The following is a 20,580-nucleotide window of genomic DNA, read 5'->3' on the forward strand; positions in this document are numbered from 1 at the left end:
GCAGCGGGACGACGGCCCACACGGGGGTGCGGCGCGGGGTGGCTCGCAGGGCGGCAACACGGTGTCGGCAAGTGCATGGACGGCCCGGGCGTAGCCTCGATGACATGAACTCGTACGGAAGCTTTCCCGGGGCGCGGCCGCGGCGGCTGCGGACCAGTCCTGCCATGCGCCGCATGGTGGCCGAGACGCGGCTCCACCCGGCCGATCTCATCCTGCCCGCCTTCGTACGCGAGGGCGTGACCGAGCCCGTGCCGATCACCGCGATGCCCGGCGTCGTCCAGCACTCGCGCGACACCCTGCGCAAGGCCGCCGTGGAGGCCGTGGAGGCCGGGGTCTCCGGGATCATGCTGTTCGGCGTGCCCGAGGACACGAAGAAGGACGCGGCCGGCACGGCGGGCACCGACCCGGACGGCATCCTGCAGGTCGCCATCAGGGACGTGAAGGCCGAGGTCGGCGACGACCTCGTGATCATGTCGGACCTGTGCCTCGACGAGTACACCGACCACGGCCACTGCGGCGTCCTCGACGCCGCCGGGCTCGTCGACAACGACGCCACCCTGGAGCGGTACGCCGAGATGGCCCAGGTCCAGGCCGACGCCGGCGTCCACGTCGTCGGGCCCTCCGGGATGATGGACGGCCAGGTCGGCGTGATCCGCGACGCCCTCGACACCATCGGCAAGGAGGACGTGTCGATCCTCGCGTACACCGCGAAGTACTCCTCCGCCTTCTACGGGCCCTTCCGCGAGGCCGTCGGCTCCTCCCTGACCGGCGACCGCAAGACCTACCAGCAGGACCCCGCCAACGTGCGCGAGTCGATGCGGGAGCTGGCGCTCGACCTCGAGGAGGGCGCCGACATGGTGATGGTCAAGCCGGCCGGCCCGTACCTGGACGTCCTCGCCAAGGTCGCGGAGTCGGTGGACGTGCCCGTCGCCGCCTACCAGATCAGCGGCGAGTACGCGATGGTCGAGGCCGCCGCCGAGAAGGGCTGGATCGACCGGGACAAGGCGATCTTCGAGACCCTCACCGGCATCCGGCGGGCCGGCGCGCAGATGATCCTCACCTACTGGGCGACGGAGGTCGCGCAGAAGCTGGGCCGCGGGCTCTGAGCGAGCGGACTGCCCGCACGCGGATGCACCCTGGAGAGGTACCGACAGGTACCTCTGTGGAGGTGGTCCTCATGCACATGAACACGCTTGTCGGCTGGCACATCGAGATGGAGTTCAAGGAGGAGGGCGACCGGACGCGGGCGGCGGCGATGGTGCGGCTCGGCGACGGCACCGAGTTCCGCGCCCACGGCAACGCCCACCGTCACCCCTCCGACCCCGAGCAGCTGCGGGTCGGCGAGGAGATCGCCGGGGCCCGCGCGCTCATGGACCTCGCCTCGCAGCTGCTCCAGAAGGCCCACACCGAGATCGACGAGGCCTCGGGGCGGACCTCCCACCCGATCCGCCGTTAGGGCGTCCCCGGGGCGGTCGGGCGGTCGGGCGGTCGGGTGCCAGGGCGGTCGGGCGGTCGGGTGCCAAGGCGGCCCGGGGTCCGGCGTCAGTACGTGAGGGCGTCCTCGAGGGTCTGCTGCCAGTACGACACGGCGGCGCCGTCGTCGGCGTACGTGCCGCTCGGCGCCGTCACCGTCGTGCTGCTGTCGGGGGTGATGTTGACCCGGATCGTGCGCACGGTCGTCCCGTGGGTGTCCTCGCCCGGCCCGCCCGGCTCGCCGGTGAGGATCACGGACGCGTAGCCCGACTCGCCGGGCGCCAGGCCGAGCACGGCCTGCGGCTTGCTGTCCTCCAGGACCCTGATGGGCGCCTGGCTGTGGTCGAAGCCGACGAGGGGCGCGTGGGGCGCGTCGCAGGGGCGGCTGCCGATGTTGGTGACGGTGAGCACCAGGTGGTTGATGGGGCGGCTCACCTTGCTCGCCACGATCTTGGTGTTCGCCGCCGTGCACGGGACGCGGGTGGCGTCGCCGGCGTTCGGCGTGCGTGTCGGGCGGGTGGTCGCCCTGGCGGTGGGGCGGGCGGTGTCCGCCGTGGTGGGGGTCGGCGTGGGGGCCTTGGAGGGGGTCGTCGTGGTGGCCTCGGCCGTACGGGTCGACGGCTGGGCCGGCGCCTTCGGCGCGGCGGCCGGAGTGTCCTGCGACTGGCAGGCGGTGAGGGCGAGGGCCGCCGAAAGAGCGGCGGCGGGCAGGGCGAGACGGCGAGCGAGTGTGCGCATGGTGGTTCCCCCGTGAGAGCGGAATCGTTCGGTCATCGGTGGTTCAGCAGAGCGATCACGACCGCGGCGCAGGCGATCAGCACCGCGACCGCCAGAGCGTCGGTGACGCGGCTGTTCGGCATGACCACCACCCTGCGGGTCGGCGTGAACCCACCGCAATCGGCACGGGACAATAGGGAACGCTGGAACGCCGGCACCCGCCGTGACCTGGGGAGATGACCGCCCCCTGGAATGCGTTCCTGGGATGCGGAACGGGCGACGGGGGGACGCGGATGGACGCGGCGGACACGGTGGACGGCTTCGCGCAGCGGATGCGCGCACTCAAGGACCGGTCCGGACTCAGCTACGGCGCGCTCGCGAGCCGGCTGCACGTCAGCACCTCCACGCTGCACCGCTACTGCAACGGCGACGCCGTACCCACCGAGTTCGCGCCCGTGGAGCGGCTCGGGCGACTGTGCGGGGCCTCCCGCGAGGAACTGGTCGAACTCCACCGCGCCTGGATCCTCGCCGACGAGGCCCGCAGGCGGGGCAAGGCCGAGCCGGCCCCGGAACCGACGGCGCGGAGGGCCGAACCGGCGCCTGGGCCGGTGCCTGAGCCGGCGCTAAGGCCTGAGGCCGCGTCTGGGCCCGCGCCCGGGCCGGTGCCTGGGCCTGAGGCCGTGTCTGGGCCCGCACCTGGGACTGAGGCCGTGCCTGAGCCGGCGCCTGGGCCGGCGCCCGGGCCCGCGGCCCGGCAGACCGGGGCCGGGCCCGTCGAGCTCGCCGCCGACCCCGTGGTCGAGGAGATCGCCGGCCCCTCCGGCACACCCCACCGGGGACGCCGCGCACGCCGAGGAGCCCTCGCCGTGGCGGCCGTCGTTGCCCTCGCCGTGCCCGCCGCCTACCTCGTCGGACGCGTCGGCGAGCGCCCCACCGCCACCCCAGGGGGCAGCCCCGCCTCACCCGCACCCCTCAGCGCCGGCGTCAGCTCCTACAACTGGGCCGCGCCCTGCGGCCAGTACTACGTGCTCGACCAGGAGCCCCGCCACGTACCGCCGCCGCCCCCGCCGCAGGACACCCGCGGCTGGGCCCGTGCGCTCGGCGGGATCGACGGCGGCCACATGCAGCTCCAGCTCACCGTGACCGGCCGCACCCAGGAACCGGTCGTCCTCACCGCCCTGCACGTACGGGTCGTGGAGCGCGGCACACCGCTGGACCGGGCCGCGTACTCCATGGGCGACGGTTGCGGCAGCGGCGTCACCCCGCAGACCTTCGACGTCGACCTCGACGCGCCCCGCCCGTACGTGAAACCGGTCGCCGGACAGGACGGCGACCGCGTGGTGCCCGCGAAGGACTTCCCGTACAAGGTCGCCACCGGAGACCCCCAGGTGCTCAACCTCGACGTGCACACCGAGGAGTACGCCGCCTCCTGGTACCTGGAGCTCCACTGGAGCAGCGGCGCGGACAAGGGGGTCGTCCGCGTCGACGACGGCGGTGAGCCGTTCCGTACCAGCGCGATCGAGGGACGGCCGACCTACGGCTACTGGCCCGACAAGGGCGAATGGGTCACCCAGTGAAACGGCGGACGGCCATGCCCGAAGGCACGGCCGTCCGCCACCGTCACCGCTCGCCCCTGCCCGTCACAGACGCTCAGGGGTCCGGATGCCCAGCAGGGCCATGCCCTGGTGAAGGGTCCGGGCCGTCAGGTCGCACAGGAAGAGACGGTTCTCGACCTGCTCCGGGGTGTCCGCCTTGAGGACCGGGCACTCCGAGTAGAACGTCGTGTAGTGCGAGGCCAGCTGGTAGAGGTACGCGGCCAGCTTGTGCGGCGCGTACTCCTCGGCCGTCTCCTGGACCAGCTCGCCGAACGAGTCCAGGTGCAGACCGAGCGCCCGCTCCGACCCGGCGAGGGCCAGCTCCGGGTGCGCCGCGGGCTTCGCCTCGCCCGCCTTGCGCAGGATGGACTGGATCCGGGCGTACGCGTACTGCAGATAGACCGACGTGTCACCATTCAGCGACACCATCTGGTCCAGGTCGAACTTGTAGTCCCGCGCAGCCGACGTCGACAGGTCCGCGTACTTCACCGCACCGATGCCCACCTGGGCACCGCGCTCGGCGATCTCCTCCTCGGACAGGTCCTGGGCCTTCTCCCGGACCACGGACGAGGCCCGCTCGATCGCCTCGTCCAGCAGGTCCACCAGCCGCACCGTCTCGCCCTCACGGGTCTTGAACGGCTTGCCGTCCTTGCCGAGGACCGTGCCGAACGCCAGCTGGACGGCCTTCACCTCGTCGTTCAGCCAGCCCGCCCGGCGGGCCGTCTCGAAGACCATCTTGAAGTGCAGCGACTGGCGGGCGTCCACCACGTACAGCAGCGTCGACGCCTTCAGGTTCCGCACCCGGTCACGGATCGCCGACAGGTCCGTCGCCGCGTAGCCGAAGCCGCCGTCGGACTTCTGCACGATCAGCGGCGTCGGATTGCCGTCCGGGCCCTTCACGTCGTCGAAGAACACACACAGCGCACCCTCCGAGCGGACCGCCACACCCGACTCCTCAAGGAGCCGGCACGTCTCCTGGAGCATGTCGTTGTAACCGGACTCGCCGACGATGTCCGGGTCACGGATGTCCATGTCCAGCTTCTCGAACACCGAGTAGAAGTAGATCTTCGACTCGTCGACGAACCGCTGCCACAGCGCCAGCGTCTCCTCGTCGCCCGCCTGCAGCTGCACGACCCGCGCCCGCGCCCGCGTCTTGAACTCCTCATCGGAGTCGAACAGCGCCCGCGAGGCCTTGTACAGGCGGTTCAGGTTGGACATGGCCTCCTCGCCGGAGACCTCCACGTCCGCGCCCTCGACCTTGTGGTCCAGCTCGTGCGGGTGCTCGATCAGATACTGGATCAGCATGCCGAACTGGGTGCCCCAGTCGCCGATGTGATGCCGCCGGACCACCTTCTCGCCCGTGAACTCCAGGATCTCGACCATCGCCGCGCCGATCACCGCCGACCGCAGATGGCCGACGTGCATCTCCTTCGCCACGTTCGGCTGCGCGTAGTCGATCACCGTCGTCCCCGCCGCCGGGTTGAACGGCACACCGAGCCGCTCGTCGGCCGCGCGGGCCGCCAGCGTCTCGACGATCGCCGCGTCCGACACGGTGATGTTGAGGAACCCGGGACCCGAGACCTCGATCTCCTCCAGGACGTCGTTCGCCGGGATCGACTCGACGACCTTCGTCGCCAGCTCACGCGGATTGCCCCCCAGCCGCTTGGCCAGCGCCAGGATGCCGTTGGCCTGGAAGTCGGCCCGGTCGCTTCGTCGCAGCAGCGGGTCGGCGGAACCGGCCTCCGGCAGAGCTGCCGAGAGGCCTTCCGCGAGGCGCTGCTGCACGGTCGAAGCGAGGGAAGGGACCGAGGCCATGAGCTTCCGTTCCTGTTGTGTCGAGTCCGGGTGTCCCGGTGGTCTATTTCGCTTGTCAAGTGTCCCACGGCAGAGCAACGTGTTTTCTCCCCCTGTGGACAAACCCCCGACCACCGACCGCGACCGACCCCAGCCTGTGGACAACCTCCGAGCGCCTCCGTCCGTCTGGGAGAATGGCTCACGTAGGGCTGTAAGGCTTTGAGGGAAATCAAGGAAGAAGGACGTACCGACCGTGGCTCAGAGCAGCACCGAGACCGACTGGGTCTCACGTTTCGCGGACGAGGTCATCACCGAGTCGGAGCGACGTGCGCCTGGCAAACCGGTCGTCGTCGCCTCCGGCCTCTCCCCGTCCGGCCCCATCCACCTCGGCAACCTCCGCGAGGTCATGACCCCGCACCTGGTCGCCGACGAGATCCGCCGCCGCGGGCACCAGGTCCGCCACCTCATCTCCTGGGACGACTACGACCGCTACCGCAAGGTGCCGGCCGGCGTCGAAGGCGTCGACGAGTCCTGGGCCGAGCACATCGGCAAGCCCCTGACCTCCGTCCCCGCCCCCGCCGGCTCCCCCCACCCCAACTGGGCCGAGCACTTCAAGGCCGCCATGGTCGAGTCGCTCGCCGAGCTCGGCGTCGAATACGACCCCATCAGCCAGACCGAGCAGTACACGTCGGGCGCCTACCGCGAGCAGATCCTGCACGCCATGCGCCACCGCGCCGACATCGACGCCATCCTCGACCAGTACCGGACGAAGAAGACGCCGAAGAAGCAGTCCCAGAAGCCCCTCGACGCGGCCGAGCTCGAAGCCGAGGAAGGCTCCGGCGCCGCCAACGAGGACGACGGCTCCGGCGGCAGCGCCGGCTACTTCCCGTACAAGCCCTACTGCGGGCAGTGCGAGAAGGACCTCACCACCGTCACCTCCTACGACGACGACACCACCGAGCTCGCCTACACCTGCACCGCCTGCGGCTTCGCCGAGACCGTCAGGCTCAGCGAGTTCAACCGCGGCAAGCTCGTGTGGAAGGTCGACTGGCCCATGCGCTGGGCCTACGAAGGCGTCATCTTCGAGCCCTCCGGCGTCGACCACTCCTCACCCGGCTCCTCCTTCCAGGTCGGCGGCCAGATCGTCGGCATCTTCGACGGCGTCCAGCCCATCGGCCCCATGTACGCCTTCGTCGGCATCAGCGGCATGGCCAAGATGTCCTCCTCCCGCGGAGGCGTCCCCACCCCGGCCGACGCCCTCCAGATCATGGAGCCGCAGATCCTGCGCTGGCTCTACGCCCGCCGCCGCCCCAACCAGTCGTTCAAGATCGCCTTCGACCAGGAGATCCAGCGGCTCTACGACGAGTGGGACAAGCTGGAGGCCAAGGTCGCCGACGGCACCGTCCTCCCCGCCGACGCCGCCGCCCACGCCCGCGCCGCCCGCACCGCCGCCGGTGAGCTGCCGCGCACCCCGCGCCCGCTGCCGTACCGGACGCTCGCCTCGGTCATGGACATCACCGCCGGCCACGACGAGCAGACCCTCCGCATCCTCAGCGAGCTCGACCCGGAGAACCCGGTCACCTCCCTCGACGAGGTCCGGCCGCGCCTCGACCGCGCCGAGAACTGGATCACCACCCAGGTCCCGGCCGACCAGCGCACCATCGTCCGCGACGAGCCGGACACCGAGCTGCTCGCCTCCCTCGACCACGAGGGCCGCGAGTCGCTGCGGCTGCTCCTGGAGGGCCTGGACACCCACTGGTCCCTCGACGGCCTGACCACCCTCGTCTACGGCGTCCCCAAGGTCATGGCCGGCCTCACCCCCGAGGCCAAGCCGACCCCCGAGCTGAAGCTGGCGCAGCGCTCCTTCTTCGCCCTGCTCTACAAGCTCCTGGTCAGCCGCGAGACCGGCCCCCGCCTGCCCACCCTGCTCCTCGCCGTCGGCGCCGACCGGGTCCGCAAGCTCCTCGGCGCCTGACCCCACCCTCCACCACCGACACACACCACCGCCCTCCTCCGCATCACGCGGAGGAGGGCGGTCTGCCAAGAACTCAGGGCGTGTGGTTCTCCGCCCACTCCCGCGTGATCCGATCCCGCAACCGCGGCGTCAGCTCACGCAGGATCGACGCACTCCGCGGATGCGTGATCTTGTACATGTCACTCAGCCAGATGTCGAGCTGCTCCGCGTTCGGGAAGTCCTGCTTCTCCTCCACGTAGTCCCACATCGCCTTGTACGCCGCCTCCGCGAACTCCTCCGGAGACAACGGCTCGTCCACATACTCCGGATACGGCTGGAACTCCTCCGGACCCGGCGGAGGTACATCCTCCGGACCATGTGGAACCGCCACCGGCGTCGGCTCCAGACCCTCCACGATGCTCGGGTTGTACGTACCCTCGTACGCCTCCGGCGAGACCTGCGGAGCATCGAACCACGGACTCTCGTGATTCACCGGCACGGCCTCCGGCAACGGCCCACCCTGAGCCACCGCCCCCTGCCCGGCCCCGATCACCTGCTGCTGCGGACCCGGACCCGGACCCGGCGACCCCGGACCCTGCGCCCCCGCACCCTGCTGCCCCGGCACACCACCCTGCTGCTGACCCACCGCACCCGCCCGCACCGGCACCTGAGCCACCCGCGGCTGCTCCAACTCCGCCACCACCGGAGCCGACGGCAACAACACCGGCTCCACACCCGCCGCCGCCAAACCCGCCGCAGCCGTCTCCGCCAACGGCACCCCGTACTTCGCAAGCCGCAACGGCATCAAAGCCTCCACCGGCGCCTTACGCCGCCACCCCCGGCCAAAACGCGCCTGAAGCCTCGCCTGATAGATCAGACGATCCTGCTCCAGCTTGATCACCTGCTCATACGACCGCAGCTCCCACAACTTCATCCGACGCCACAACCGAAACGTCGGAACCGGCGACAACAGCCAACGCGTCAGCCGCACACCCTCCATGTGCTTGTCAGCCGTGATGTCCGCGATCCGCCCCACCGCATGCCGCGCCGCCTCCACCGCGACCACGAACAGCACCGGAATCACCGCATGCATCCCCACACCCAACGGATCCGGCCACGCCGCCGCACCATTGAACGCGATCGTCGCCGCCGTCAGCAGCCACGCCGTCTGCCGCAGCAACGGAAACGGAATACGCATCCACGTCAACAGCAGATCGAGCGCCAGCAACACACAGATGCCCGCATCGATACCGATGGGGAAGAAATACGAGAAATCCCCGAAACCCTTGTCGACGGCAAGCTCGCGCACCGCAGCGTACGAGCCGGCGAAACCGATCCCGGCGATGATCAACGCACCCGCGACCACCAGGCCGATGAGTATCCGGTGCGTGCGTGTCAGCTGCATCGCGGCCACCCGCGATCCCTCCCGTCGATCGACATCTCGCGGGCACAGACTGGCACACGCGTACGAGACCCGGCCCCCTGGGGAGGGACGGGCCCCGCACGAAAACACACAAACACCTACAGGACGACCGCCCACGCAGCCGTACGACCTGCCGACGACCTACTTATTGGCCGCCGCCACCGCCGCCACGGCCTCCTTCGCCGCCTTCAGCGCACCATCGACGATCCACTTCTCGGACGGCGTCTTCTCACCCGCGTAACCAGCCCCGTTGAACGACAGCACCACCACGACATTGCCCGTCCGCGCCACCACCGACGCGTACCTGAAATCCGCGTCCGTCTTGCGCAACCCGAACGACACCGACTCCGCCTTCTCACCGACACCCGGAGCCGCCGCCGTCCGCAGCCCCTTCGCACCCGGCGTCGCCTGGACCTTCGCCAGCTCCTTGACGTAGTTCTCCGCGGCCCGCTCCTGCCCACTGCCGAGCGTCACATCCGACGCGTACCGGTAGAAGGACACATCGAGCCAGCGATACTGCGACCCCTTGACGCCCTTGTCCTCCAGACCGTTCCACGAGCAACCGCCACGACTCGCCACATCACTGGACGCAGCCGCCGTGCCGTTCTTGTTCTTCGCCTTCGGCACCAGCGTCTCGATCGTCTTCACCGAGATCGACTTGCACACATCCGGAAGCTTCGCGAACCGCGCCGGCTCCACCGCCTTCGTCGACTGCGTGGGCTTCGGCGCCGCCGAAACCGACGACGACGAGTCCGGCGAACCGGACCCCTTGCCACCGGAATCCGATCCGGACGAGCAGCCTGCGGCCACAAGCATCACCGGGACGGCGGCACAGGCGAGTACGCGGGACAGACGCGGAGCAGATCGCTGCATGGTTCCTTCAGTCGCTTGGGCGGCGCACGGCCGGGCGGCCGGGGGGTACGCCGACACGTTACGCGCTCCGCCACACCACCCGACGGCCCCCACGAAGCGCACCCGAACGCCTACTCCTCCAACCGATCGGCCAGCAGACGAGCCAGATTCCGGGCCTTTTCCTGCAGTTCCTTACTGTCGGGCACCACCGCCGGAGACACCGTCTGCTCCTCGTACTGCACGGTCACGATCACGTTCGATGTGCGGAACACCACGCTCACCAGACGCTTCCCACCCGACGGACCAATGCTCTCCAGGGTGTCATCCAGGAACGCGATATCCCCCAGACCCTCCAGAACCCGCGACTCCAAACCCGTGGCAGGAGTCGAGGCGGGGGCGGTGGGCGCCGTCGAGGCGGTCGCCTCAGGCACCCGAGGCGCCTGAGACCCCTGCGGCCCCTGCAGAGCCTGAGCAGGCTCGTGACCGACCGGCGGCGCACCCGGAGCCGTGGACGGAACGGAGGACGAAGGCGCCTTCGACCCGCCGGGACCCGTAGTCCCCGCCGCGCCCGCAGTCCCCGTGGTCCCTGCCGGAGGCGACGACGGAGGCGGCGTCGTCACCGGACTCACCGGCGCCACGCCCGCAGCGGACTGCTTACGCCCGTACACCTCCTGCGCCCGTGCGTCATCACTCACCACCGGGTCGTACGAGACGACCCGCTCGACATCCAGGGTCAGCCGGTGGACGGCGTCAGGCCCGTCCGCCCTCCAGCTGCACCCCACCCGGCGGTCCGTGTCGAACGTCGCTGCCGACACACCCCGGTACACCCGGGCCCGCTCCGCCTCCGGCAGCGTGGCGGCCCCCGGCAGCAGATCCTTCAGCGTGGCCGCCGGGACCGCTCCACACGGCTCGAAGAGCGTGCGATAGCGCCCGGGAGGAGCCGCGGGCGCCGCCGGGCCCGCCTTCGAGTCGACGGCCTCCGTGTCCACGGCCGCGCCGGAGGAGCAGCCCGTCAGACCGATCCCGAGCCCCAGGGCCAGGGCCGCCGCGGAGAGGACCGCGGACCCGGATCGACCGGGTGCGTACGCCTTGCGCTGCACGATCCCAGGCTCCCTTCTCCCGGAGGAATCCCCCGAAAAACTGTTTGCTGCCCCAAGGGGCGCGGTGAACACAATGTGTATCGCACGCACGGCCGTTGATGCCGGTCCGCAGTCACCTGTACGGGCTTTGGCTCCGGTTTTTGCGTTATCAGACTTTCCGGGGGAAGTGGGTAGGTATGTCGTACGTGGAGGTACCGGGCGCGAAGGTGCCCATCCGGATGTGGACGGACCCGTCGTCCGTCGAGGACGGCGCGATGCGACAGCTCCAGAACACGGCGACCCTGCCGTGGATCAAGGGCCTCGCGGTCATGCCGGACGTGCACTACGGCAAGGGCGCGACGGTCGGCTCGGTGATCGCGATGCAGGGCGCGGTGTGCCCGGCGGCGGTCGGCGTGGACATCGGCTGCGGCATGTCGGCGGTCAAGACGTCGCTGACGGCGAACGACCTGCCGGGGGACCTGTCGCGCCTGCGGTCCAAGATCGAGCAGGCGATTCCGGTGGGGCGGGGCATGCACCGGGAGATGGTGGACCCGGGGAGGCTGTTCCAGTTCCCGACGGCGGGGTGGGGTGACCTGTGGTCGCGGTTCGATTCGGTTGCCGATCCGGTGAAGTTCCGCCGGGAGCGGGCGGAGAAGCAGATGGGAACGCTCGGATCGGGGAATCACTACTGCGAAGTTTGCATCGATGGCCAAGGGTCGGTGTGGCTGATGCTGCACTCCGGCTCCCGGAACATCGGCAAGGAGCTGGCCGAGTACCACATCGGCGTGGCGCAGAAGCTTCCGCACAATCAGGGTCTGGTCGACCGTGATCTCGCGGTGTTCGTCGCGGACACCCCGCAGATGGCGGCTTACCGGAACGACCTGTTCTGGGCTCAGGAGTACGCGAAGTACAACCGGGCGATCATGATGGCGCTGTTCCAGGAGGTCATCCGACGCGAGTTCCGGAAGGCGAAGGTGACCTTCGACCCGGTGATCTCCTGCCACCACAACTACGTGGCGGAGGAGCGGTACGAGGGGATGGACCTGCTGGTCACGCGCAAGGGTGCGATTCGGGCCGGCTCGGGGGACTTCGGAATCATCCCCGGCTCCATGGGGACCGGCTCCTACATCGTGAAGGGGCTCGGCAACCAGGCCGCGTTCAATTCGGCTTCGCACGGCGCTGGCCGCCGGATGAGCCGGAGCGCGGCGAAGCGGCGGTTCACGGTCCGGGACCTGGAGGAGCAGACCCGGGGCGTGGAGTGCCGAAAGGATGCCGGTGTGCTCGACGAGATCCCTGGCGCCTACAAGCCGATCGAGCAGGTGATGGAGCAGCAGCGGGACCTGGTCGAGGTGGTTGCCAAGCTGAAGCAGGTCGTGAACGTGAAGGGCTGAGACCTGCACGACGCGAAAGAGGGCCGACACGTGAGCGTCGGCCCTCTTGTGTCACTGGGCTACTTCTTCAGCAGGCGCCAGCGGCGGAGACTGCAGGACTGGTAGGTCCGGTCGAGTGTGGTGGCGGCTTCCTCGATTGTGGCCGAGCTCAGGAGGATGCGGTCTTCCAGCTGCGTCCATGTGCGCCGTCGGCGAGGCGCTGACATGCCGATCGGGCGTTCCCAGGCGGTGACCTCCGTTGCCGCTGCCTTCTTTCGTTCGAGGGCGAGTGAGCCGGGCGTGTAGAGGTGCTGCGCGAGGGCCACGCCGGCTTCCTGCATGTAGCTCACGTTGTAGATGCCATCCCGCTTGTTACGGCCGGGGATCTTTCGGATGCCGAGCGTGCGATTGGTGTAGTGGCAGAGGTACACGGCGATGGCGGTGCTGAGGGTTGTGAGGCTGACGAAGGGAAGGCCCTCCTTGGTGAAGCCCACTGAGCCGTCGGCGTCGATCACGCCACGGAGATAGTCGGGGCGTGAGAACGGCACGCGGGGCGGGGTGACGCGCCGGGACTTCTTGCCGTAGGGGATCCCGAGTTCGTTGAGTGTCGTGCGTGCTTCCAGGGCGCACAGCGTCCAGGTCGCCGTGTGGCTGACCGCCGCGAAGTTCGTTGACCGGGTGCGCTGGGTGATGCTGCTGTGGTACGGCGTCAGGCGCTGGAACTCCTCGAGGATGTGGATGTCCCGCGCGTTGATCTCCACGGTGAGCTGGCCCTTGCGGCCCGCGCCCTGGGCGAGGTGTCCGTCGGCCTGCAGGAAGCCGAACATGTACGCGTAGTCGGGGTTCTCCAGGTCCATGAAGGACGTGGTGGAGGACGGGGCCGGTAGGGCGCCGAGGTCGAAGAGCGTTGGCGCGCTAGGGTCGTGTTCAGCCATGGGAAGGTGCCTTCCTGATGGTGAGGCCCTCGGTCGGGATTGCCCTCCCGGCCGGGGGCCGTTTCTGTATGGAGTTGTGTCGACCGTAGGTCGGGGGTTCGGGTCGCGTTGGGGTGTTCGGCCTGGTTCACCCGAATGGGTCAGAGTTCGCGGTGGACCTTGGTGTTGCTGGCCTGGGCGCGGGGGCGGACGACCAGGAGGTCGATGTTGACGTGTGGGGGGCGGGTGCAGGCCCAGGTGATGGTGTCGGCGACGTCGTCGGCGGTGAGGGGTTCGGCGACGCCGGCGTAGACCTTGGCGGCTTTGTCGGCGTCGCCGCGGAAGCGGGTGGTGGCGAATTCCTCGGTCTTGACCATGCCGGGGGCGATCTCGATGACGCGGACGGGGGTGCCGACGATTTCCAGGCGGAGGGTTTCGGCGAGGACGCGGGCGCCGTTCTTGGCGGCGACGTAGCCGGCGCCGCCTTCGTAGGTGGCGTGGCCGGCGGTGGAGGAGACGACGACGATGGTGCCGTCGCCGCCGGCGGTGAGGGCGGGGAGCAGGGCCTGGGTGATGTTGAGGGTGCCGATGACGTTGACTTCGTACATGCGGCGCCAGTCGTCGGGGTCGCCGGTGGCGACGGGGTCGGCGCCGAGTGCGCCGCCGGCGTTGTTGACGAGGACGGCGAGGGTGCGGAAGGCGGTGGCGAATTCGTCGACGGCGGCGCGGTCGGTGACGTCGAGGGCGTAGGCGGTGGCCTGGTGGCCGGCTTCGTTGATCTCGGCGGCGAGGGTTTCGATGCGGTCTTTGCGGCGGGCGGTGAGGACCACGCGGTAGCCGGCGGCGGCGAGCTGTCGGGCGGTGGCCGCGCCGATGCCGCTGCTTGCTCCGGTGACGACGGCGATGGGGGTACCGGCGGCGGTCATGGCGTGCTCCTGGCGCGTGGGTCGGTGGTGGCGGTGGCGTGGTCAGGATAGGGCGGGGTGGGGTCAGTGGCCGCGGGGGGCGTACATGATGACGGCCATGCCGGTGAGGCAGATGAGGGCGCCGGTGATGTCCCAGCGGTCGGGGCGGTAGCCGTCGGCGATCATGCCCCAGGCGAGGGAGCCGGCGACGAAGACTCCGCCGTAGGCGGCGAGGATGCGGCCGAAGTGGGCGTCGGGTTGGAGGGTGGCGATGAAGCCGTAGGTGCCGAGGGCGAGGACGCCGGTGCCGATCCAGATCCAGCCGCGGTGTTCGCGTACGCCTTGCCAGATGAGCCAGGCGCCGCCGATTTCGAGGAGGGCGGCGAGGGTGAAGAGGGCGGCGGAGCGGGCGATGAGCATGGGAGCAGGGTGGCATGGGGACACGCGGCTGACGGATAGTCAGAATATATGGGTTGTTATGGGTATCTTCGGGGCATGACTGTGATGCGCAAGGCGCTGTTCGGTGCGGCCCTGGCGGCTGCCCTGGTGACCGGTACGGTCTCGGCCGTCGCGGCGCCGCCGGAGGCGGATCTGGCCCACCACGGCCATGTCTCGCTGTGGGGCGGGCGGCTCGGTGTGTGGCTGGTCAGTGAGAATCATGGGCCGTCGCATGTGTCCGAGGCGACGGTGCGGCTCGCGTTCTCGGAGCCGATGGCGGGTGGGCAGGTGTTGCCTCCGGCGTGTCTGTGGAGCAGTGACCGGGTGGTCTCCTGTCGTACGGGTGAGCTGCGGGCGGCCGGTGCGGTGGGTGAGCTGGCGTTGGATCTGCGGACGGCGGGGCGGCCGGAGGAGCTGACCGTGGACATTCGGACGGTGTGGCGGGACGGGGTGGCCGACGGCAATCCGCGGAACGACCGGCATCGTGTGCTGGTGTTGGCGACCGGTGACCCGTACGTGTTCTGAGCGGGCCTCCGGGCGGTGACGTCGCCGACTGCGGCGGGGTCGGCGGACGGCCCGGGGGTGGGCCGTGCGGCCGCTGGAGATTCAGCGGTGGGCCTGGAGGGGGGCGGTGTAGCCGTCGGGGCGGACCAGGAGGGTGTCGCGGCGGGTGGGGGCGGCCCAGGTGGCCCGGATCGCGCGGTGGGGGGCGACCGGGGCGGTGTGGGGCAGCGTGGGGGTGGTGCCCTCGGGGCCGATGAGGACGAACTCGCCCTGGCGGAGGAGTTCGTAGAGCCGGCCTTCGCGCAGTTCCAGGTCGGGGGCGCGGCGGGTGTCGGAGCCGTAGGAGATGCCGATGCCGCTGATCTGGCCGACGACGCGGTCGACGGCGGGCCGTATGGCGCCGAGGAGGCGGGTGGCGGCGGTGCGGGCGGCTCGCTGGAGGGGGGTGTGGGCGATGGCGAGCCGGATGAGGGTGCCGCTGCTGCGCAGGGCGAGGGCGCCGATGGGGTGCCGTTCGGTCTGGTAGCTGTCGAGGAGGGCTTCGGGGTCGGGGGCTTCGCCGCGCAGGACGGCGGTGAGCTTCCAGGAGAGGTTGGCGGCGTCCTGGAGGCCGGTGTTCATGCCCTGGCCGCCGGCGGGGGAGTGGACGTGGGCGGCGTCTCCGGCGAGGAAGACCCGGCCGGAGCGGTAGGCGGGGACCTGGCGTTCGTCGCTGTGGAAGCGGGAGACCCAGCGGGCGTCGTGCATGCCGAAGTCGCTGCCGAGGGCGCGGCGGGTGATGTCGCGGACTTCTTCGAGGTCCACGGGGGCGCTGTCGGGGAGCTGGCGCCTGCGGTCCCAGCCCATGATCCGGTACCAGCCGTCGCCGAAGGGGGCGATGAAGGCGAGGGCGTCGCCGGCGGCGGTGACGGTGAGGAGGCGGCCGGGTTCCTCGGTGAGGCGGACGTCGGCGAGGACCATGGAGCGGATCACGGAGGCGCCGGGGAAGGGCAGGCCGAGGGCGCCGCGGACGGCGCTGCGGACGCCGTCGGCGCCGACGAGGTAGCGGGCGCGGAGGGTGGTCGGGCCGTCGGGGCCGGTGACGTCGGCGGTGACGGTGTGGGCGTCCTGGCGCAGGCCGTGCAGTTCGGTGTCGTGGCGGAAGTCGACGCCGGTGGCGTGGGCGCGTCGTTCGAGGAGGCGCTCGACTTCGTACTGGGGGGTGGTGAGGAGGAAGGGGAAGCGGGTGGGCAGCCGTGAGAGGTCGAGGTCGAGTCCGCTGAAGACGCGCAGGGTGGTGATGTGGCTGCCGGTGGTGACGAGTTCGTCGGCGAGGCCGCGGGCGTCGAAGAGCTCCATTGTGCGGGCGTGGACGCTGAAGGCGCGGGTGAGGTTGCTGAGGCCTTTGGGGCGGCGTTCGACGAGGGTGACGCGGTGGCCGGCGGCGGCGAGGTCGCCGGCGAGCAGGAGTCCGGTGGGTCCGGCGCCGATGACGAGGACGTCGGTGTCGGTCTCGGGGGTGGGGGTGTGGCCGGTGGAGTCGTTCGGGGTGCCCGTGGTGCTCATCGCTGTCTCCAGGGGTCCTGTGCCCAGGGTCTGCGCCTGGGCCCACGCCTGTGGCCAACGGCTGTTGGTCAACGCTTGTTGGCGAATGTAGGACGGGATCGCTGGCGTTGTCAACGCCTGTTGGCCTACACTTGTTGACATGACGTCTCCACGCCGCTCCGACGCCACCCGGTCCGCGATCCTCGACGCCGCCCGCGAGCGTTTCGCCGCCGACGGCTACGAGCGCGCCACCATCCGGGCCATCGCCCGCGACGCAGGGATCGATCCCTCGATGGTCATGCGCTACTACGGCAACAAGGAGGGTCTCTTCGCCGCCGCCTCCACCTTCGAGCTGGAGCTGCCGGAGCTCGGCGGGCTGCCCGCGCGGCACGCCGGGGCCACGCTCGTCGCCCACTTCCTCGACCGCTGGGAGCGCGACGAGGTCCTGACCGGACTGCTGCGCGTCGGCGTCACCAACGAGGCAGGGGCCGAACGCATGCGGGAGGTCTTCGCCGAGCAGCTCCGGCCCATCACGGCCGGCGTCTGCCCCGACCCCGCCGACGCGCCGCGCCGGGCCGGTCTCGTTGCCTCCCAGATCCTCGGCATGGCGCTCACCCGCTATGTGCTGCGCCTGCCGCCCCTCGTGGAGATGTCCCGCGAGGAGATCGAGGCCTGGCTCGCGCCGACCGTGCAGCGCTATCTGACCGCCGAGGCGCCGTAGGCCGCACACCGCCTGCGCCGACAGCCGACGGGCGCGTACGGCGCCGAGGCAGGGAGCCGACGCACGGCGCCGACGCGGGGCGGAGAGTCCGGGCGGCGGGTCGGGGCCGCGGGCCGGGCGCCCTCGCTCAGCGGGCGGCCGCGCCGCCGAACTCGCGCACCGCGTCCGTGACGATCGCCTCCAGGCGGGCGTGGTGGGCGCCCCGCCAGTACACGCGGGCGCAGTCCGTGCACCTTGCGAAGACGTCGTACGTGTTCTCCGTGCCCTGCTCCAACTGCTCGCGCACCGCGTCCTTGTCGGCGTCCGCGAGCCGCCCGTTGCACGCCGTGCAGCGGGTCCAGGGCGCGAGCGGCGGCGCGAACCGTTCGAGCACGTCCCGCAGTTGCTCGTCGGGCCGGTCGCTGTAGACGTACGCACCCGCCCACAGCTCCCGACGGCGCAGCAGCCCGCGGTCCCGGGAGAGCATCACGCGCCGCTCCTTCGCGGAGAGCGCGGCCAGCGCCGGGTCGCCGATGTCCTCGCTCTCGTACGCGGCGTCGACGCCGAGCAGCCGCAGCCGGCGGGCCAGCGTCCCGAGGTGCACGTCGAGCAGGAAGCGCAGCGGCGCGCCCGGGACCGGCTGGGGGCGCACGACGGCCTCCACCTCGACCGTCTCGCCGGCCGACGGGATGTGCGAGGGGGCCACCGGGCGTCCGTCCACCAGCAGCCGCCCCGCCTCGGTCAGCGGCACGCCCAGCGACTCGACCACGTGGCCGAGCGAGGAGGCGCCGTCCGTGGCCACGGGCGTGCGGCCGGAGCGCCGGTCCGCCGAGACGAAGAGCCGCAGGCCGGGGGCGAAGCTGATCTGGATCTCCGGTCCGTTCACGCAGACAGGATGGCACCCGGCGCGCCCGGGCGGCCAGGCAATTCCCGACCCCGGCCTCACCCCGGCCCGGCCCGGCCTCACCCCGGCCCGGCCCGGCCGCCCACCGGCCTCGGGCCCGCCCTGGGAGTGCGGCCCAGCGCGCGGTACGGTCGCGCTATGAAGATCATCGACCTGGCGCCCGGTGACCCGCGCCTGGAGAGCGAGCTCCTGCCGGTCCTGCGCGAACTGCGCCCGCACCTCACGCCGGAACTCTTCCGCGACGTCTACGAGAACGGACACGCGCAGGGCCTGCGCTTCACCGCGGCGTTCACCGAAGAGGACCCGGACGACGCGGCGGACGGCGGGGCCGACGGGGCAGGGGGCGCCTGTGTCGGAGTGGCCGGGTGGCGGATCGTCATCAACACCAGCTCGGTGAAGCAGCTGTACGTGGACGATCTGGTGACCCGGGAGACCGCCCGCTCCACCGGTGTCGGCCATGCCCTGATCGCCCACCTGGAGGCGCACGCCCGCGCGGCCGGCGCTCACACGCTCGACCTGGACTCCGGCACCCACCGCACCGGAGCCCACCGCTTCTACCTGCGCGAGCGCTTCGACATCGTCGCCTTCCACTTCACCCGGAGGCTCAAGCCCCTGGAGCAGTGACCCCTTCCGCCGTGAGGTCGAGCCGCCAGGCGTTGCAGCGCATCGGCCGGCCCGGCGGGTACTCGAAGTCCCGCTCCCCGAGGAGCGTGAACCCGGCCTTGCGGCACACCGCGTTCGAGGCGCCGTTGTCCGTCGACGGGAAGGCGTACAGATGGCGGAACCGGCCCTCGGCGCGCGCCCGCTCCACCACCGCGCGCGTGGCGGCCGTCGCCACGCCCCGGCCCTGGAGGCCGGGCAGGACCGTCCACCCCGTCTCGTACACCGGCTCCCCCTCCCAGGCGGTCTCCCAGAAACCGATGCTGCCCGCGGCCGTGCCCTCCGGCAGCAGCACGATCCGGAACATGCTGCCCGGGCGGTCGGCGTCGGCGCTCAGCGCCTCGTACCGCCGCTGCCGCGCGAGCAGCTGCTCGTCGGTCTCCGGGCCGCCCAGATGGGCGGTCAACTCCGCCGAGTTGACCGCCTGGAGCAGGCCGAAGTCGTCCGCGGACCACGCCTCCAGCCGGACCGCCCCGCCGCCCGTCCCGCCGCCCGTCCCGCTGTCCGCCGCGTCGACCGCCGCGCTGCCCGTCGTCCTGTCGGTGTCCATGAGCGCACCCTAGGTCAGGGGTCTGACAACGCCCGGGCGTACGCGGTCGGCGGCACCCCGACCGTCGCCGTGAAGTCCCGTACGAGATGGGCCTGATCGCTGTAGCCCAGCTCGGCCGCCAGCAGGGCCCAGTCCGGCGGAGCGGCGGCGGAGCCGGACGCGGCGCGTTCCAGGGCCTCGTGGATGCGGTAGCGGAGGATGACCCACTTGGGCCCGACGCCCACATGGGAGGCGAACAGGCGCTGGAGCGAGCGCGCCGAGAGCCCGGCCGCACGCGCGAGGGCCGAGACCCGGCGCACGGTGCGGTCGCCGCGGACCAGGTCCACCAGGGCCATCGCCTCGTCGGCGGCCGGGTCCGTCGCGGGCCCGTGCGCCAGGAGGAACGCGTCGAGGGCCGCCACGCGCGCGTGGTCCTCGTCAGGACCGAGGACACCGGACGCGGCGCCGCGCCCGGCGTCCGGGAACGCCTCGGTCAGCGGGGCGGTCCGGCCCGTCCAGTGCGAGACCGGCCACGCGGGCGCGAACGGGCGGAAACCGCCGGGACGGAACTGCGCCCCGCAGACCCTGCCCCTGCCGGTCAGCTTCTTGGTGAAGAGGTCCAGGCCGATGCCGGAGACGACGGCGGAGTCCACGAATCCCCCCGACTCCCCGGAATCCCCGGACCCTTCCTCCCGCCCGAAGACCACGTTCACGGAGGGATGCGGGACGACATGGGACGCGTACGGCTCGGTCAGATCCCAGTCGATGAACCAGTAGTGCTCCAGATACGGGCGGAGCTCGGGTGCGGGCGCGTGGCGGCGGAAGCGGACGCGGGCGAGGAGTTCCGCCGCGTCGACGATCCCCCGGGTGTCGCGCCGCGGGCCCCCGCCGGGCGGGACGCCCCCCGAACCGGAACCTGAACCGGAACCCGAACCGGAACCCGAACCGGAACCGGAAACCGAGCCCGAACGGGAGCCTGGGGCGGGTGTCGTGGGCGCGGTCAGCGCAGCCGCCCGGAGCCGAAGGAGAGCCGGGAGACGACCTGGCCGAAGGCCCGTTCCTCAGCCTGGGTGAGGGCGACCGTCTCCTGGGGGTGCCAGACGCGCCCCAGTGGTCCTTTCGCCCCGCCCCGGCGGGCGCGCGCCCGCAGGCCGAGGGCCGCCCACACCGCCGCCGGGACGGCGAGCAGGCCGACGAGGGTGAGCACACGGGGGTCCGAGAACCGGCCGGGCAAGGTCATGGCTG

The 20,580-nt window shown here is 71.2% G+C and carries 21 protein-coding genes; 8 read left to right on the top strand and 13 right to left on the bottom strand.

The window, feature by feature from the left end:
* Positions 1-104: 104 nt before the first annotated feature.
* Entirely contained in the window at positions 105-1,106 is a 1,002-nt protein-coding gene (hemB, locus tag ABTZ91_RS23295; RefSeq protein WP_352079139.1) for a porphobilinogen synthase, read from the top strand.
* A gap of 77 nt (positions 1,107-1,183) precedes the next feature.
* Entirely contained in the window at positions 1,184-1,456 is a 273-nt protein-coding gene (locus ABTZ91_RS23300) for a DUF1876 domain-containing protein (protein WP_352079140.1), read from the top strand.
* Positions 1,457-1,542: 86 nt separating this feature from the next.
* On the opposite strand, the gene ABTZ91_RS23305 is transcribed toward ABTZ91_RS23300, so the two are convergent.
* A complete protein-coding gene (locus tag ABTZ91_RS23305; RefSeq protein ID WP_352079141.1) occupies positions 1,543-2,211 on the bottom strand; it encodes a DUF4232 domain-containing protein in 669 nt (222 codons plus the stop codon).
* A gap of 272 nt (positions 2,212-2,483) precedes the next feature.
* Between ABTZ91_RS23305 and ABTZ91_RS23310 the strand changes: the two genes are divergently transcribed.
* Positions 2,484-3,767, top strand: a complete 1,284-nt coding sequence (locus tag ABTZ91_RS23310) for a helix-turn-helix transcriptional regulator (protein ID WP_352079142.1) — start codon at positions 2,484-2,486, stop codon at positions 3,765-3,767.
* Between the two features lie 63 nt (positions 3,768-3,830).
* On the opposite strand, the gene argS is transcribed toward ABTZ91_RS23310, so the two are convergent.
* The gene (gene argS, locus ABTZ91_RS23315) at positions 3,831-5,600 is read right to left on the bottom strand and encodes an arginine--tRNA ligase (protein ID WP_352079143.1); all 1,770 of its coding nucleotides are present in this window, start codon (positions 5,598-5,600) and stop codon (positions 3,831-3,833) included.
* Between the two features lie 232 nt (positions 5,601-5,832).
* Between argS and lysS the strand changes: the two genes are divergently transcribed.
* Positions 5,833-7,554, top strand: coding sequence for a lysine--tRNA ligase (lysS, locus tag ABTZ91_RS23320; protein ID WP_352079144.1), 1,722 nt, complete (start codon positions 5,833-5,835; stop codon positions 7,552-7,554).
* Between the two features lie 73 nt (positions 7,555-7,627).
* Here lysS and ABTZ91_RS23325 read toward each other — a convergent pair whose 3' ends face one another.
* The 3 genes from ABTZ91_RS23325 to ABTZ91_RS23335 all read right to left on the bottom strand — a co-directional run bounded on the left by ABTZ91_RS23325 (position 7,628) and on the right by ABTZ91_RS23335 (position 10,908).
* Positions 7,628-8,947, bottom strand: a complete 1,320-nt coding sequence (locus ABTZ91_RS23325; protein ID WP_352079145.1) for a DUF2637 domain-containing protein — start codon at positions 8,945-8,947, stop codon at positions 7,628-7,630.
* Positions 8,948-9,097: 150 nt separating this feature from the next.
* A complete protein-coding gene (locus tag ABTZ91_RS23330) occupies positions 9,098-9,829 on the bottom strand; it encodes a DUF3558 domain-containing protein (RefSeq protein ID WP_352079146.1) in 732 nt (243 codons plus the stop codon).
* A 110-nt stretch (positions 9,830-9,939) separates the two neighbouring features.
* A complete protein-coding gene (locus ABTZ91_RS23335) occupies positions 9,940-10,908 on the bottom strand; it encodes a DUF3558 domain-containing protein (protein WP_352079147.1) in 969 nt (322 codons plus the stop codon).
* Between the two features lie 176 nt (positions 10,909-11,084).
* Here ABTZ91_RS23335 and ABTZ91_RS23340 point away from each other — a divergent pair, with 176 nt between their 5' ends.
* Positions 11,085-12,278 carry an RtcB family protein gene (locus ABTZ91_RS23340; protein WP_352079271.1) on the top strand — a complete coding sequence of 398 codons (1,194 nt, stop codon included), beginning with the start codon at positions 11,085-11,087 and terminating at the stop codon, positions 12,276-12,278.
* 59 nt (positions 12,279-12,337) lie between these two features.
* Here the strand turns inward: ABTZ91_RS23340 and ABTZ91_RS23345 are convergent, their stop codons facing one another.
* The 3 genes from ABTZ91_RS23345 to ABTZ91_RS23355 form a co-directional block, all read right to left on the bottom strand.
* On the bottom strand, positions 12,338-13,192 hold the full coding sequence (locus ABTZ91_RS23345) for a hypothetical protein (RefSeq protein WP_352079148.1): 855 nt from the start codon (positions 13,190-13,192) through the stop codon (positions 12,338-12,340).
* A gap of 140 nt (positions 13,193-13,332) precedes the next feature.
* Positions 13,333-14,097, bottom strand: a complete 765-nt coding sequence (locus ABTZ91_RS23350; protein WP_352079149.1) for an SDR family NAD(P)-dependent oxidoreductase — start codon at positions 14,095-14,097, stop codon at positions 13,333-13,335.
* Between the two features lie 63 nt (positions 14,098-14,160).
* Positions 14,161-14,496, bottom strand: coding sequence for a YnfA family protein (locus ABTZ91_RS23355; protein WP_352079150.1), 336 nt, complete (start codon positions 14,494-14,496; stop codon positions 14,161-14,163).
* Between the two features lie 75 nt (positions 14,497-14,571).
* Between ABTZ91_RS23355 and ABTZ91_RS23360 the strand changes: the two genes are divergently transcribed.
* Positions 14,572-15,039 (top strand): hypothetical protein, encoded by a 468-nt coding sequence (locus ABTZ91_RS23360; RefSeq protein ID WP_352079151.1) that lies wholly within the window; start codon positions 14,572-14,574, stop codon positions 15,037-15,039.
* A gap of 81 nt (positions 15,040-15,120) precedes the next feature.
* On the opposite strand, the gene ABTZ91_RS23365 is transcribed toward ABTZ91_RS23360, so the two are convergent.
* A complete protein-coding gene (locus ABTZ91_RS23365; protein ID WP_352079152.1) occupies positions 15,121-16,563 on the bottom strand; it encodes an FAD-dependent oxidoreductase in 1,443 nt (480 codons plus the stop codon).
* Between the two features lie 139 nt (positions 16,564-16,702).
* Between ABTZ91_RS23365 and ABTZ91_RS23370 the strand changes: the two genes are divergently transcribed.
* Positions 16,703-17,263: a TetR family transcriptional regulator gene (locus ABTZ91_RS23370; RefSeq protein WP_352079153.1), complete on the top strand. Its 561-nt coding sequence runs from the start codon at positions 16,703-16,705 to the stop codon at positions 17,261-17,263.
* 127 nt (positions 17,264-17,390) lie between these two features.
* On the opposite strand, the gene ABTZ91_RS23375 is transcribed toward ABTZ91_RS23370, so the two are convergent.
* The gene (locus ABTZ91_RS23375) at positions 17,391-18,128 is read right to left on the bottom strand and encodes a Mut7-C RNAse domain-containing protein (protein WP_352079154.1); all 738 of its coding nucleotides are present in this window, start codon (positions 18,126-18,128) and stop codon (positions 17,391-17,393) included.
* Between the two features lie 156 nt (positions 18,129-18,284).
* Between ABTZ91_RS23375 and ABTZ91_RS23380 the strand changes: the two genes are divergently transcribed.
* Complete coding sequence (locus tag ABTZ91_RS23380) at positions 18,285-18,770, top strand: GNAT family N-acetyltransferase (protein ID WP_352079155.1); 486 nt, start codon at positions 18,285-18,287, stop codon at positions 18,768-18,770.
* On the opposite strand, the gene ABTZ91_RS23385 is transcribed toward ABTZ91_RS23380, so the two are convergent.
* From ABTZ91_RS23385 to ABTZ91_RS23395, 3 genes are all read right to left on the bottom strand, one after another.
* The gene (locus ABTZ91_RS23385) at positions 18,751-19,356 is read right to left on the bottom strand and encodes a GNAT family N-acetyltransferase (RefSeq protein WP_352079156.1); all 606 of its coding nucleotides are present in this window, start codon (positions 19,354-19,356) and stop codon (positions 18,751-18,753) included. The genes ABTZ91_RS23380 and ABTZ91_RS23385 overlap by 20 nt on opposite strands.
* Before the next feature lie 14 nt (positions 19,357-19,370).
* Positions 19,371-20,195 (bottom strand): helix-turn-helix domain-containing protein, encoded by an 825-nt coding sequence (locus ABTZ91_RS23390; RefSeq protein ID WP_352079272.1) that lies wholly within the window; start codon positions 20,193-20,195, stop codon positions 19,371-19,373.
* 140 nt (positions 20,196-20,335) lie between these two features.
* Positions 20,336-20,575, bottom strand: a complete 240-nt coding sequence (locus ABTZ91_RS23395) for a hypothetical protein (protein WP_352079157.1) — start codon at positions 20,573-20,575, stop codon at positions 20,336-20,338.
* Positions 20,576-20,580 lie beyond the last annotated feature (5 nt).

It is taken from the genome of Streptomyces sp. NPDC126499, assembly GCF_040302485.1.
Lineage (GTDB): Bacteria > Actinomycetota > Actinomycetes > Streptomycetales > Streptomycetaceae > Streptomyces.

Coding starts and splice junctions, on each gene's coding strand:
- hemB (WP_352079139.1), top strand. CDS start 105: ATGAACTCGTACGGAAGCTTTCCCGGGGCGCGGCCGCGGCGGCTGCGG.
- ABTZ91_RS23355 (WP_352079150.1), bottom strand. CDS start 14,496: ATGCTCATCGCCCGCTCCGCCGCCCTCTTCACCCTCGCCGCCCTCCTC.
- ABTZ91_RS23350 (WP_352079149.1), bottom strand. CDS start 14,097: ATGACCGCCGCCGGTACCCCCATCGCCGTCGTCACCGGAGCAAGCAGC.
- ABTZ91_RS23310 (WP_352079142.1), top strand. CDS start 2,484: ATGGACGCGGCGGACACGGTGGACGGCTTCGCGCAGCGGATGCGCGCA.
- ABTZ91_RS23300 (WP_352079140.1), top strand. CDS start 1,184: ATGAACACGCTTGTCGGCTGGCACATCGAGATGGAGTTCAAGGAGGAG.
- ABTZ91_RS23380 (WP_352079155.1), top strand. CDS start 18,285: ATGAAGATCATCGACCTGGCGCCCGGTGACCCGCGCCTGGAGAGCGAG.
- argS (WP_352079143.1), bottom strand. CDS start 5,600: ATGGCCTCGGTCCCTTCCCTCGCTTCGACCGTGCAGCAGCGCCTCGCG.
- ABTZ91_RS23340 (WP_352079271.1), top strand. CDS start 11,085: ATGTCGTACGTGGAGGTACCGGGCGCGAAGGTGCCCATCCGGATGTGG.
- ABTZ91_RS23370 (WP_352079153.1), top strand. CDS start 16,703: ATGACGTCTCCACGCCGCTCCGACGCCACCCGGTCCGCGATCCTCGAC.
- ABTZ91_RS23395 (WP_352079157.1), bottom strand. CDS start 20,575: ATGACCTTGCCCGGCCGGTTCTCGGACCCCCGTGTGCTCACCCTCGTC.
- ABTZ91_RS23360 (WP_352079151.1), top strand. CDS start 14,572: ATGACTGTGATGCGCAAGGCGCTGTTCGGTGCGGCCCTGGCGGCTGCC.
- ABTZ91_RS23345 (WP_352079148.1), bottom strand. CDS start 13,192: ATGGCTGAACACGACCCTAGCGCGCCAACGCTCTTCGACCTCGGCGCC.
- ABTZ91_RS23305 (WP_352079141.1), bottom strand. CDS start 2,211: ATGCGCACACTCGCTCGCCGTCTCGCCCTGCCCGCCGCCGCTCTTTCG.
- ABTZ91_RS23330 (WP_352079146.1), bottom strand. CDS start 9,829: ATGCAGCGATCTGCTCCGCGTCTGTCCCGCGTACTCGCCTGTGCCGCC.
- ABTZ91_RS23385 (WP_352079156.1), bottom strand. CDS start 19,356: ATGGACACCGACAGGACGACGGGCAGCGCGGCGGTCGACGCGGCGGAC.
- ABTZ91_RS23365 (WP_352079152.1), bottom strand. CDS start 16,563: ATGAGCACCACGGGCACCCCGAACGACTCCACCGGCCACACCCCCACC.